The organism is Pseudonocardia ailaonensis (assembly GCF_039531635.1).
Taxonomy (GTDB): domain Bacteria; phylum Actinomycetota; class Actinomycetes; order Mycobacteriales; family Pseudonocardiaceae; genus Pseudonocardia; species Pseudonocardia ailaonensis.
In genome coordinates this window covers 208,559-220,337 of record NZ_BAAAQK010000025.1, presented here as the reverse complement: position 1 = coordinate 220,337, position 11,779 = coordinate 208,559, and the positions used below count along the sequence as shown (strand labels likewise).

12 protein-coding genes are annotated in these 11,779 nt (G+C 72.1%); 7 read left to right on the top strand and 5 right to left on the bottom strand.

All coding sequences use genetic code 11. From position 1 onward, the window contains the following. Positions 1–277: 277 nt before the first annotated feature. The 4 genes from ABD324_RS30265 to ABD324_RS30250 all read left to right on the top strand — a co-directional run bounded on the left by ABD324_RS30265 (position 278) and on the right by ABD324_RS30250 (position 4,001). A complete protein-coding gene (locus tag ABD324_RS30265; RefSeq protein ID WP_344424828.1) occupies positions 278–1,264 on the top strand; it encodes a hydroxyacid dehydrogenase in 987 nt (328 codons plus the stop codon). Positions 1,265–1,281: 17 nt separating this feature from the next. Continuing rightward, complete coding sequence (locus ABD324_RS30260; RefSeq protein ID WP_344424825.1) at positions 1,282–1,932, top strand: RraA family protein; 651 nt, start codon at positions 1,282–1,284, stop codon at positions 1,930–1,932. Between the two features lie 351 nt (positions 1,933–2,283). Then, positions 2,284–3,021 (top strand): hypothetical protein, encoded by a 738-nt coding sequence (locus ABD324_RS30255; RefSeq protein ID WP_344424822.1) that lies wholly within the window; start codon positions 2,284–2,286, stop codon positions 3,019–3,021. An 11-nt stretch (positions 3,022–3,032) separates the two neighbouring features. After that, positions 3,033–4,001 (top strand): LLM class flavin-dependent oxidoreductase, encoded by a 969-nt coding sequence (locus ABD324_RS30250; protein WP_344424819.1) that lies wholly within the window; start codon positions 3,033–3,035, stop codon positions 3,999–4,001. Between the two features lie 26 nt (positions 4,002–4,027). Here the strand turns inward: ABD324_RS30250 and ABD324_RS30245 are convergent, their stop codons facing one another. Next, positions 4,028–4,840 (bottom strand): alpha/beta fold hydrolase, encoded by an 813-nt coding sequence (locus ABD324_RS30245; RefSeq protein ID WP_344424816.1) that lies wholly within the window; start codon positions 4,838–4,840, stop codon positions 4,028–4,030. An 82-nt stretch (positions 4,841–4,922) separates the two neighbouring features. Further along, complete coding sequence (locus ABD324_RS30240; RefSeq protein WP_344424813.1) at positions 4,923–5,291, bottom strand: VOC family protein; 369 nt, start codon at positions 5,289–5,291, stop codon at positions 4,923–4,925. A 61-nt stretch (positions 5,292–5,352) separates the two neighbouring features. Between ABD324_RS30240 and ABD324_RS30235 the strand changes: the two genes are divergently transcribed. The 3 genes from ABD324_RS30235 to ABD324_RS30225 all read left to right on the top strand — a co-directional run bounded on the left by ABD324_RS30235 (position 5,353) and on the right by ABD324_RS30225 (position 8,948). Beyond that, positions 5,353–5,811 (top strand): MarR family winged helix-turn-helix transcriptional regulator, encoded by a 459-nt coding sequence (locus tag ABD324_RS30235; RefSeq protein ID WP_344424810.1) that lies wholly within the window; start codon positions 5,353–5,355, stop codon positions 5,809–5,811. Positions 5,812–5,856: 45 nt separating this feature from the next. Continuing rightward, positions 5,857–7,434, top strand: coding sequence for a Na+/H+ antiporter (locus ABD324_RS30230; protein ID WP_344424808.1), 1,578 nt, complete (start codon positions 5,857–5,859; stop codon positions 7,432–7,434). Positions 7,435–7,553: 119 nt separating this feature from the next. After that, positions 7,554–8,948, top strand: coding sequence for a M14 family zinc carboxypeptidase (locus ABD324_RS30225; RefSeq protein ID WP_344424805.1), 1,395 nt, complete (start codon positions 7,554–7,556; stop codon positions 8,946–8,948). Positions 8,949–8,967: 19 nt separating this feature from the next. On the opposite strand, the gene ABD324_RS30220 is transcribed toward ABD324_RS30225, so the two are convergent. The 3 genes from ABD324_RS30220 to ABD324_RS30210 form a co-directional block, all read right to left on the bottom strand. Then, positions 8,968–9,885, bottom strand: a complete 918-nt coding sequence (locus tag ABD324_RS30220; RefSeq protein WP_344424802.1) for a class I SAM-dependent methyltransferase — start codon at positions 9,883–9,885, stop codon at positions 8,968–8,970. A 74-nt stretch (positions 9,886–9,959) separates the two neighbouring features. Next, positions 9,960–11,051 (bottom strand): sensor histidine kinase, encoded by a 1,092-nt coding sequence (locus tag ABD324_RS30215; protein WP_344424799.1) that lies wholly within the window; start codon positions 11,049–11,051, stop codon positions 9,960–9,962. Then, positions 11,048–11,707 (bottom strand): response regulator transcription factor, encoded by a 660-nt coding sequence (locus ABD324_RS30210; protein ID WP_344424796.1) that lies wholly within the window; start codon positions 11,705–11,707, stop codon positions 11,048–11,050. The genes ABD324_RS30215 and ABD324_RS30210 overlap by 4 nt, the downstream gene beginning before the upstream one ends. Between the last annotated feature and the right edge of the window lie 72 nt (positions 11,708–11,779).

Here is an 11,779-nt window from a genome sequence, read left to right as displayed (position 1 = left end):
GACCGGCGGGCGCACCGGAACCTGCACAGCTGCACTTGACATCATATGCGGCGCTTCCTCACACTAGATAGAACGTGACACTGTCCCGATTTTATTACAGGTTGTGGAGCGGTGGAACAGCCACGTTCGGCCTCGGCGTGAGGGTCTCGAGCGCTCCCGGCGGCCGGCTGCGAGGCGCACGTGCCGGACGCCGTGGTCGGGGCCTTCCCACCTTGCCGACGATCGTTGTAGCGGAGGCTCCCGAGTGACCACTGATTCGAGCGATGCCGTTGTGAGCATGCCGGCCGTGTACGTGTCGGATCCCGTCCATGTCGACGTGCTGCGTGGGCTGGAGGCCTGGGCCCGGGTGTTCCTGGGCTATGGCGCGGACGCGGTCGACTACGTGGACGTCCGGTCCTACGTCGACGCAGTACTGCTCCGGGGTGAGGCCTTCACCGCCGAGATGATCGTCGCGTCCCCACGATTGAAGATCATCGCTCGGCACGGCGTGGGGACGGACAACGTCGATCTCCGGGCGGCCGCGGACCACGGCATCTGGGTGACCGTCACCCCGGGAGCCAACAGCCGAGCGGTGGCGGAGTTGGTGTTCGCCCTCACGCTGAGTCTGGTGCGGAACGTCTCGTCGGCGACGGCGTTCGCGCGGTCGCGGAGCTGGGACGAGCTGAGGGGTGGCCTGACGGGTGTCGAGATCTCCGGCAGGGTTCTCGGACTGATCGGGTTCGGGAGGATCGGCCAGGCGGTGCTGGAGATCGCCCGTGGCGGCTTCGGTATGCCGGTCCTGGTGCACGATCCCTTCGTGGAGCGAGGCGTGATCGAGGGACTGGGTGGGCGTTGTGTGGGGCTCGACGAGCTCCTCGGCGGATCCGACATCGTCAGTCTCCACCTGCCGCTGGTCGACAGCACGAGGAAGATCATGGGGCGTGAGGAGCTGAGGTCGATGCGACCTGGCTCGTTCCTGGTCAACACCGCCCGGGGAGAACTCGTCGACGAGGCCGCGCTGGTGGAGTGTCTGCGCAACGGTCCACTGGCGGGTGCGGCGCTCGACGTCGTCGAGCACGAGCCGGACTCCGGGGGCGGCCTCGGCGCGGGTGAGCTGCTGGGCGCTCCGTTGGACAACGTCCTGGTCACCCCCCACATCGGCGCGCAGACGGCCGAGTCGATGTTGCGAGTGGGTCGGGCTGCGGTGGCATCGATCTGGCAGGCGTTGAACGGCGATGTGCCGGACGGTGTCGTCGTGGCGCCCGGTCGCACGATGTCGGCATAGGACGGACGAGGAGTCGAATGTTCATCGGTGAGGACGCGTCGTCGATCTCGGTTGCCGGGCGTTGGCAGCGGCCGGACCCACATCTCCGCGAGCTGTTCGCCACGGCGCCCGCAGCGGTGGTCGGCGACGCGCTGGGGCGGATGCTGGTCATGGACGCCGGAATTCGGTGCATGACCAGCACGGCAACCCGGATGGTCGGGTTCGCCCTCCCGGTCGTCGTGCGGGCCGGGGACAACCTGGCGATCCACCGGGCGCTCGACGAGGCCGAGCCCGGTGACGTGCTCGTGGTCAACGGGGCCGGGGATCTGAGCCGGGCCCTGATCGGCGACCTGATCGGTGAGATCATGATGGTGCGGGGGGTCCCGGGCGCCGTCGTCGACGGAGCGGTGCGCGACGTGGACGTCCTCGACGCGAACGGCCTCGCGGTGTTCGCGAGAGGGACGACCCCGGCCGGGCCGTTCAAGACCGGCCCCGGGTGGGTCGGTCGACCGGTCGCGGCGGGCGGAGTGGTGGTGGGTCCCGGAGACGTGGTCGTCGCGGATTCCGACGGGGTCGCGGTGGTGCCCCTGGAGCGGTCGGCGTGGGCGGTGGCCCAGATGGAGATCGTGCTCGGCAGGGAAGCAGAGCTGCGCCGGCGGATCACGATGTCCGCCGAGGGTGAGACCTGAGCCTGTCCGCGATCCCCACGGTCCGACTTCCCTGAGGTCACGGCATCCGTCCGAACTCGTGAGAGCGTATGCCGCGGACCGTCCCCCACCCAGGCCAGCAGCTGAGCGGCGCGGTCTGTCCGAGGGGTTGCGGGTCGTGGTCGAGCTCGCGGATCTCCTCGGACAGATGTGGATCAGCGGGACGTCGACCGTCTGGGACCGTCGACATCCGACCACGAAGCGGTTGCGCCACAGTGCGACGGCGCCGCGACGGCGCCGCGGGTGTACGGCTCGGGTGCACAGAGGAGTAACAGCCTCCGAGCTGGCGGCGAGACCCGAGTAGTCGACGTTCTGGTGGGGTGAGCGGGCGAGATGACGTGCGGTCAGCCGGATCATCAGGCGCTGGAGGCCGAGCTTCTCCGCCGGACCGAGACGATCGCGCGGCTGACGCGCGAACGGGATGCCCTTCGTGATCCGGTCGCCGAGGCGGTGGGGCTACAGGTGGCGTTGGCGGAATACCAGCGGCGGACGGTGATGGTGCAGAGCGCCCTCACGAGGATCGACCAGTCGCTCGCGCTCCTCGGCGCGGGCCTGGCGATCCTGGGCTCGGCCGCAACAGCCTTGCTGGCCGGCCTGTGGACCGCTGATCCGGGCGCGCTCCGGATCGGCTCCGCGGCACTGGCAGCCGGCGGTTGGGCGCTGGTGTCGGTGATCCTCGCCCGGGATCTTCGCTGCCGACTCGCGCAGACCGAGGCGGAGCAGGTGCAGTCGCGGCTGCGGAATCTGTTCGTCTCCCGGGCGCCGCACCTCGAGCGGTATCTCTCCGACAGCATTCACGACGACTGGCCGACGCCCTACGCGGCGTCGCAGCACAGTGGCGGCTATATGGTGTGGATCCTCCTGGTCACCGTCGGCGGCTGCCTTCTCGGCGCGGCCACCGGCCTCGCGGTGCTGGCGACGGGCTCGGTGCCGTGGTGGGTGGCGCTGCTGGTCGGGGTGGCGGCCGGGTCGGCGAACGCCGCCGTCACGCGGTCGGTCCTGCGGCGTGCCCTGCGTCGGCGCGCGCGGAGCTCCGTGCCGCTGTTCCCGAATGACGGCCCCGTCGGGTGATACTGCTCCGTGTGACGCTTCGGCCCTTCGCCTTCCGCACCGCTCGCACGTTCGTCGGGACCGACGTCGAGGACCGCGTTCGGGACTATCGGGAGTACGCCCGAATGGTCGACGATCTCGGGTACACGACCTTCCACGTCCGGGAGCACTACGCGTATCCCGGTGCCGACGGCTGGCAGTGGGCGCCGGTGCCCGCGCTGATGGCCGTGCTCGACGCGACCACGAGGCTGCGGGTCGGCACGGGCTTCACCCCGGTCAGCTTCCACCACCCGTTCGTCCTCGCCCAGCAGTACGCCACGATGGACCAGTTCTCCGGAGGCCGGGTCGAGGTCGGTGTGGGCGCCGGGTCGATGGAGCGCGACTTCGTGGCCGGTGGGTTGCCGCCGGAAACCCCCGGTACGCGCATCCGCCGGCTCGCGGAGTACGTCGAGATCCTCAAGGGACTGTGGCGTGGCCGGTTCGCCTTCGAGGGCGAGTTCTACCGCATCGACGAGATCGAGCTCGTGCCGCCGCCGCGGCAGCAGCCCGGGCCGCCGGTCGTCATCGGGGGGCACGGTCGGAAGGTGCTCGGGCTGGCCGGCCGGCTCGCGGAGGCGGTGGAGATCTCGCCCGGCGGCCCAGGGCCCTTCCCCCCGAAGATCGACCCGGTGGGCATGAAGGCGACGGCGAGCGTCCCGCACCTCGAGAAGAAGATCGAGTGGATCCGGGACGGCGCCGGCGACCGGTTCGACGAGCTCGAGCTGCGCCTCCCGACCGGCGGGGTCGTGACCGACAGGCCCGACGAGTACGTCGACCACCTGGTGTCCGCCCACGGCATCACCGCGGAGCACGTCTACAGCAGCCCGTTCATGGCGGTCGGCTCGGTGGACCGCATCGTCGAGCACCTCCTGGCGGTCCGGGAACGCTACGGGATCTCGAGCTTCCAGGTGCCCGACGCCGTGGAGTTCGCGCCGGTCGTCGCGAGGCTGGCGGGAACCTGACGCGACCGTGCCCGGCACGACCTGGGTCAGCCGGCCACCACGGTGAGGAAGTCGAGCACAGACGGCGCGAACAACGGCGAGTCCGTGATGTCGTAGTGCGTACGTCCGGGCAGGATCGCCAGGGCGTGCCCGCCGGTGGGGCGGCCGCTGCCGTCCCAGCCGCCGTCGCGCAGCCCGCCGTCGAGCAGGGCGAACGCGTCGGCGAAGTGGCGGACCGGTGCCATGTCGGCGTCCGCGGCCATGATCAGCGTCGGCATCCGGAGGCCCCGGACCAGCTCGGAGTAGTCGAAGTCGTGGGTCATCCACTCGCCCAGCCTGTCCAGCAGGCGCGGGAAGTCCTCGGGGCGCGGCGCGACCCGCTGGTAGAGCTCGTACGGGGGTGTCCCGACCATGAACTCCGCCGCGGCGGCGCCCACCTGGGACTGCTGGGCCGCGATCGCGGGGTCGAGCGCGTCGGAGCGGAGGTAGACCGAGGTCAGCACGAGCCGCCCGATCAGCTCGGGGCGCGTCGCCGCGACGTGCAGCGCCACCCCGCCGCCGAGGGAGTACCCGACCAGGTCCGGCCGGTCCAGCCCCAGGTGCTCGATCAGCGCGGCGACGTCGCCGGCCATCGTGTCCAGGGCGAGCGGCCGGTCGATGTCGGCGGTGCGCCCGTGGCCCTGCAGGTCGACCGTGATCACCTGTCGGGTCGGCGTCAGCACGGGCAGGATCGGGGCGAACTGCTCGCCGGACATCATCCCGCCGTGCAGCAGGACCAGCGGCCGCCCCGATCCGTGGGTCTCGACGTAGAGGCTGATCCCGTTGACGTCGACGTGGCGGCCGGTCGCGGTGGTGGTCATGGCACTGCTCCTGGGGGAGTCGGGGTCCGTTGCCAGGGGAGACCGCCGGGTCCGGCGGAACTCATCGACGGATCGGCGGTGCTCAGGCCCGGTCGTGCAGGGTGACCTGGTAGCCGTCCGGGTCGGCGAAGGTGAAGGTCCGGCCGAAGGGCCCGTCGACGGGCGCGGCGACGATGGTGTGGCCCGCGGCGGCGAGTGCGTCGTGGATGTCCTGGACGTCCGTGGCGTGCAGCCAGATCGCCGCGCCGATGCCGGGCCGGTCCCCGGAGTCGAGGTCGGTGCCGGGGACGACGTCGCGCAGCGCGAAGGCGATCGGCTTCGTGTCGAAGACGACGGCGTGCGGCGGCCCGGCCGGCGAGCGGACGAGGCCCAGGTACCGCTCGTAGAACGCCTGGGACGCGGCGAGATCGCGGGCCTGCAGGGAGACGAAGTCGGGGCCGGTGGCGGGCATGGGATGCTCCTCGAGTCGTGTCAGGTTTCTGACACGGGCCAATCTATGTCAGAATCCTGACATGAGTCAAGACGGGGTCGACCTGGAGACGTCGCTGGGCTACCTCCTCAAGGAGGCGTCGAGTGCCCTCCGTCTGGCCATGGAGGAGGTGCTGCGCCCGCTCGGGATGACCGTGACCCGCTACTCCTGCCTGGAGCTGCTGGCCCAGCGGCCGGGCCTGTCGAACTCCGAGCTCGCGCGCGGCGCGTTCGTGACCCGGCAGTCGATGAACGTGCTGCTGCAGGCCCTGGAGCGGGAGGGCCTCGTGATCAGGCCGGCGGAGGCCCCGGTCGGGAAGGTCCTTCCCACACGGCTGACGCCCCGGGGTCGGCGGAGCCTGGAGCAGGCGTCCGCCGCGGTCCGGTCCGTCGAGGTCAGGATGCTGTCCGGGCTGACCGGGTCCGAGCAGGCGGCCGCGCTCCGCATCCTGCGGGGCATGATCCGTTCGCTGCGCGACGGCCCTCGGGTCACGGAACCCTGAACGGTCCCTGCCGACGGTTGCGCGCGGACACGCCACGATGGGGGCGTGCTCGGACTGGAGATGGCGGTCGTCCTCGGCGTCGCCCTGGTGGTGTGCGGTGCGCTGGCGCGGCGCTACCCGATCGCGCCGGCGATCCTGCTGGTGCTGGTGGGGGTGCTCGTCGGGTTCGCGCCGCACCTGCGCGAGGCCCAGCTGCCGCCCGAGGTCGTGCTGCTGGTGTTCCTGCCGGTGCTGCTCTACTGGGAGAGCCTGACGACCTCCCTGCGGGAGATCCGCAACAACCTGCGCGTCGTGGTCCTGACCAGCACGTTGCTGGTCTTCGCCACCGCCGCGGCCGTGGCGGCCGTGGCGCACGCGATCGGCCTGGCCTGGGGCCCGGCCTGGGTGCTGGGCGCGGCCCTCGCCCCGACCGACGCGACCGCGGTCGGGGTCCTGGCCCGGCGGCTGCCGCGCCGGACCGTGACCACACTGCGCGCGGAGAGCCTGGTCAACGACGGCACGGCCCTGGTGATCTACGGCCTCGCGGTCGGCGCCACCGTCGGCGAGGACACACTGACGCCGCTGCACGTGAGCGGTCTGCTGCTGCTGGCCTACGGCGGCGGGGTGCTCGCCGGAGCGGTGGTCGGCCTGCTGAGCTGGCAGCTGCGGCGCCGGATGGACGACCCGATGCTGGAGAACATCGCGATGCTGGTGACGCCGTTCGCGGCGTTCCTGCTGGCGGAGTCGGTCGACGCGTCCGGGGTGCTGGCGGTCGTCGTGTGCGGGCTGTTCATCAGCCAGGTGTCGCCGCGCATCACCAATGCGGCCACCCGGCGGACGTCGGTCCCCTTCTGGAACGTGTCGACGACGGTGCTCAGCAGCGCGCTGTTCGTGCTCGTCGGGCTGCAGGCGCACATCGCGGTCCGCGGTCTGTCCAGCGTCTCGCTCGTCCGGGCGCTGGTCGACATCCTGCTGGTCACGGCCGTCGTGGTCGGGGTTCGCCTGGCGTGGCTCTACACGACGCCCTACATCATCCGCGCGCTCGACCGGCGGCCCGTGCAGCGGCTGCGCAGGCTCGGGGCCCGGCAGCGCTCGGTCAGCGCCGTGGCGGGGTTCCGCGGCGCGGTCTCGTTGGCCGCGGTCCTCGCCGTCCCGCAGACCCTGGACTCCGGCGCGCCCTTCCCCGATCGGGACCTCATCGTCGTCATCACCTCGGGGGTCATCGTGCTGACCCTCCTGCAGGCGCTGCTGCTGCCCCGGGTGGTGCGGTTCGCCCGGCTCCCGGTCGACAACTCCGTCGCCGAGGAGCGGCAGTTCGCCGAGGTGTACATCACCGACGCCGCGATCGGCTCGATCGAGGCCACCGCGGCCGAGCTGGGCACGGACGAGCGGGTCGTCGAGCGGGTGCGCACCGAGTTCGAGAAGCGGCGCACGGTGCTGGCGGCCGACGGCGACCACGACGAGCAGGCGGTCCGGCACGACGACCAGTACGCCGGCCTGTGGCTCGCCCTGATCGCCCGCAAGCGCGAGGCCCTCCTCGAGCTGCGCGACGAGCAGCGGATCGACGACATCGTGCTGCGCCAGGTGCAGTCCGTGCTGGACGTCGAGGAGGTCCGGTTCTCCCGGGCGGATCTCGACGACTGATCCGGCGACGGTGCCGGTCCGGCGCGGGAGCCCCGCGATAACGCGGTCGTCGGCCCGGGCGAGATCCTCCGGACGGCGGGCCGGGCGCGGCTCGCCGCGGCGAGGAAGCGGGGATCCGGGTGCACTACCTCACCGTCGAGGAGATCGAGTCCGGCCTGGTGGAGCTCAGGGAGCGGCATCCCACGCTGTGCCGCCTGGTCCCGCTGAAGTACCCGACGTTCGAGGGTCGGACCGCCACCGCGCTGCGCATCGGCAAGCCGGACGACGGCGGCGTGCGCGCCGGGGTCCTGTTCCTGGCCGGCCTGCACGCGATGGAATGGGGTGGCGCGGACATCGCGCTGAGGTTCGCCGCCGACCTGCTGGACACCCACGTCGCGGGAACCGATCTCGTCTACGGCGAGCGGCGGAAGACGTTCGGGGCCAGAGAGATCGCCTCGATCATCGACACCGTCGACGTCTTCGTCGTCCCCTGCATCAACCCCGACGGCCGCGCCTACAGCCAGCAGCCCGGCGCGGACGAGGACCAGCGGAACTGGCGGAAGAACCGCAGCCGGCCGTCGGACACCGACCCCCGGATCGGCACCGACCTCAACCGCAACTTCGACTTCCTCTGGGACATCGAGAAGGCGTTCGACCCGTCCGTGCTCCACGCGCCGACGATGGGCAGCCTCGCGCCCGGCAGCGACCACTACCGGGGCCGGGAGGCGGGCCGCGAGGCCGAGACCCTGAACGTCGCCTGGCTGCTCGACGAGTTCCCGCAGATCACGTGGCTGCTCGACATCCACTGCAACGGCGGCCAGGTCATGCACAGCTGGGGCGACGCGCCGAACCAGTCCGACCGGCCCGGCATGACCTTCTTCAACGCGGCCTACGACGGCATGCGCGGCACCGCCGACGCGGACCGGTACTCCGAGTACCTCGACCCGGCGCACCGGGCGGCGATGGAGAAGGCGGTCGAGGTCGTCGCCGACGCGGTACGCGACGTCCGCGGCGAGGACTACCAGCGCATCCAGGCCTTCGACCGGAAGACGCCGGGTGCGGGCGACCACTCCCCGATGTCCGGGACCAGCATCGACTACGCGTACTCCCGCCAGTTCGTCGATCCCGACAGGTCCTCGGTGTTCGGCCTCGCGATCGAGTTCGGCCTCACCGGCACGGCGCAGCCTCCGGTGGAGGAGATGGAGCTGATCCTGGCCGACGTCAGTGCGGGCATGGTCGCGCTGTGCCTGCACGCGCGCCGGCCCGTCGTGTTCGTCGGGGTCGACGAGCCGACCGACTTCCGGCAGGACTTCCGCATCCTCAGCGGGATCATCGACGGCACCCCGGGCTGGGTCTGGGTGAACGGACGCCCGGTGTTCGTCCGGCCGCCGGATCCCCGACTGCACGAGCTGCTGCGCCGGGTGGGCCAGTTCCAGGTCGCTCCCGAGCTCGACGGGCCGACCACGGCGACGCAGCGGGAGGCACTGGAGCGGATCGTCGAGCTGTCGCAGAGCCTGCTCGACGGCCTCGACTAGCGTCAGGGGCAGCGGCCCGTCAGGGGCGTACGCCGATGAGGAAGGCGCCCCATTCCAGCGGCTCGAGGCGGGCCCGGAAGCCGTGGGACTCGAGCAGCGGCACCGCCTCGTCGTAGTGGTCCTGGATCTCGATGGTGATCGCGCGGACGTTGCGGGTCCAGTCCCGGTCGGCGAGGAGGTCGTACCAGGCGTCCTCGATGTTGACCAGCACGTAGTCAACGGGCTCGTCGTCGGCGAACCGGCGCAGCAGGGCGGCGGTGTCGCGGGCCGGGACGGTGATGCTCTCGGCCGGCGCGGCCTCGTCGTCGGCGTTCTGGAGCAGCCCCCAGGCGTCGTGGCCCCAGCTCAGGGTCAGGGTGCCGTCGTCGATGGCGGCGGCGGCCTCGACCACCTCGGCCCGGCCGGCGAAGCGCTGCAGGTTGCGTCGCGCCACGGCCGCGTTGCCGGGGTCCGGTTCGACGGCGAGCAGGCGGGCGTCCGGGTAGCGGTCGCCCAGGTCGGCGAGGAGCAGGCCGATGTTGGCGCCGAGGACCGCGATCCGGCGTACGGGCCCGGTCAGGTCCGCCGGCGGCAGGTGATGGTCCTCGAAGACGAACTCGAGCGCCGACACGTCGTGGGAGCGGGGCCGCAGCCACACCGTGCTCCCCTCGCGCAGGCGCACCGGGACGACGTGGGTGGGGTCGGCTCGCAGGCTCTGCATCCCCAGCGCCGCCTGGAGGGTGAGGCGGGCGACGCGGCCGCTGCTGGCCACGTCGGCGGTCCGCGCGACGGTGCGGGCGCATCGTGCGACGGTGCCGGCGGGCCCGGCGACGACCCGCGGCACCAGCCGATCCCCGGCGTGCTGCGGGGCACCCGGAACGGCAGGCCGGGTGACCTGCTCCGGGGTGAGGCTGGAGTTCCGCAGCTGTCTGCGGAACCGGCGGATCAGTGAGGGCATCGACGGGCTCCTGGGTTGTCCGAACCCGACCGACGGTGCCAGAGCCCGCCTGAAGCCGCGCTGTGAAGAACGGATCAGGCGGGCGCCGCCGCGCGCCGGATCCCGCTCGACCGGTCGAGGGGCAGCTCCACGGTGACGCGGATCCCGCCCGCGGGGTACGGCGTCAGGGTGAGCGTGCCGTCGTGCGCCTCGGTGATGGTGCGGGCGATGGCCAGCCCGAGGCCCACGCCGGCATGGTCGGCGCTGATCCGGGACGTGCCCCGCGCGAACGGTTCGGTGAGCCGCGCGGCGAGCTCCGGGGCGAGCCGCTCGCCGGTGTTCTCCACCTCGAGCACCACGCCGTCCGGCCTGGTGCGGGTAGCGACCCACACCCCGCCCCGTCCGGGCAGGTTGTGGACGATCGCGTTGTGCACCAGGTTGGTGGTCAGCTGCAGCAGGAGCGCGGGCGAGCCCGACGTCGCCGCCACGTCGCCACGGGTCTCGACGGTCACGCCGTGCTTCTCGGCCAGGGGCAGCAGCGTCTCGGTGGCCTCCTCCGCGAGCAGCGACAGGTCGACGGGTTCCCTTTCGAAGGTCCGCCGCCCCGCGCGGCTCATGACGAGCAGGGCCTCGGTGAGGTCGATCGCCCGGACGTTGACGGCGTGGAGCCGGTCGAGCAGCTCGCGATCGGGCGGCGACGGGGAGGAGCGGGCCACGTCGAGCAGCGTCTTCGTGATCGCGAGCGGGGTGCGCAGCTCGTGGGAGGCGTTGGCGGCGAAGCGCTGCTGCTCGGCGACGTGGGCGTCGAGTCGGGAGAGCATGGTGTCGAAGGCGTCGGCGAGCTCGCGGAACTCGTCCGGCGGCCCGCCGAGGCGGATCCGGTGGGCGAGCGAGCCGTTCGCGGCGAGCCGGGTGGCGTCGGTGATGCGGGCCAGCGGGGCGAGCATCCGGCCGGCCAGCACCCAGCCCCCGAGGAGCCCGAGCACCAGCAGGACCAGCAGGACGATCGCCGCGGCCGGGGTGAAGGCGTGCACCAGGAGCTGGCGGTTGGGGGCGATCCCGAGCAGGGCCGGCCACTCGTCCGGCACGTAGCGGAGCAGGAACACCCACACGGCCGCGAGCAGCAGGAACCCGGCCAGCATGAGGAAGCCGGCATAGCTGAGGGTCAGCTTGAGCCGGACGCTCATGCGTCGATCCGGTAGCCGACGCCGGGCACCGTGGCGATCAGCCAGGGCTCGCCGAGCCGCTTGCGCAGCGACGACACGGTGATCCGCACGGCGTTGGTGAGCGGGTCGGCGTGCTCGTCCCACGCCCGTTCCAGGAGGTCCTCGGCGCTGACGACGCCCCCCTCGGCCGCGACCAGCACCTCCAGCACCGCGAACTGCTTGCGGGTGAGCGCCACGTACCGGCCGTCCCGGTGGACCTCGCGCCGGAACGGGTCGACGCGCAGACCGGCGAGCTCCCGCACCGGCGGCCGGGCGTGCGCGCGCCGGCGGTCGAGCGCGCGGAGCCGGAGCACCAGCTCACGCAGGTCGAAGGGCTTGGTGAGGTAGTCGTCGGCGCCGAGCCCGAACCCCGAGGCCTTGTCGTCCAACCGGTCCGCGGCGGTGAGCATGAGGATGGGCATCCCGCTGCCGGACTCGACGATGTGCGTGGCGATCTCGTCCCCGGACGGGCCCGGGATGTCGCGGTCGAGCACGGCGATGTCGTAGGTGTTGACGCCCAACAGTTCCAGCGCCGCATCGCCGTGGCCGGCGATGTCCGCCGCGATCGCGTCGAGCCGGAGGCCGTCGCGGATGGCTTCCGCCAGGTAGAGCTCGTCCTCGACGATCAGCACCCGCACCCTCCCGAGGGTACCGACGCGCGCCTATCGCGGACGTATCGGAAAACGGATACGCCCCGGCAACGCGGCGCC

Coding starts and splice junctions, on each gene's coding strand:
- ABD324_RS30265 (WP_344424828.1), top strand. CDS start 278: ATGCCGGCCGTGTACGTGTCGGATCCCGTCCATGTCGACGTGCTGCGT.
- ABD324_RS30260 (WP_344424825.1), top strand. CDS start 1,282: ATGTTCATCGGTGAGGACGCGTCGTCGATCTCGGTTGCCGGGCGTTGG.
- ABD324_RS30255 (WP_344424822.1), top strand. CDS start 2,284: ATGACGTGCGGTCAGCCGGATCATCAGGCGCTGGAGGCCGAGCTTCTC.
- ABD324_RS30245 (WP_344424816.1), bottom strand. CDS start 4,840: ATGACCACCACCGCGACCGGCCGCCACGTCGACGTCAACGGGATCAGC.
- ABD324_RS30240 (WP_344424813.1), bottom strand. CDS start 5,291: ATGCCCGCCACCGGCCCCGACTTCGTCTCCCTGCAGGCCCGCGATCTC.
- ABD324_RS30235 (WP_344424810.1), top strand. CDS start 5,353: ATGAGTCAAGACGGGGTCGACCTGGAGACGTCGCTGGGCTACCTCCTC.
- ABD324_RS30220 (WP_344424802.1), bottom strand. CDS start 9,885: ATGCCCTCACTGATCCGCCGGTTCCGCAGACAGCTGCGGAACTCCAGC.
- ABD324_RS30215 (WP_344424799.1), bottom strand. CDS start 11,051: ATGAGCGTCCGGCTCAAGCTGACCCTCAGCTATGCCGGCTTCCTCATG.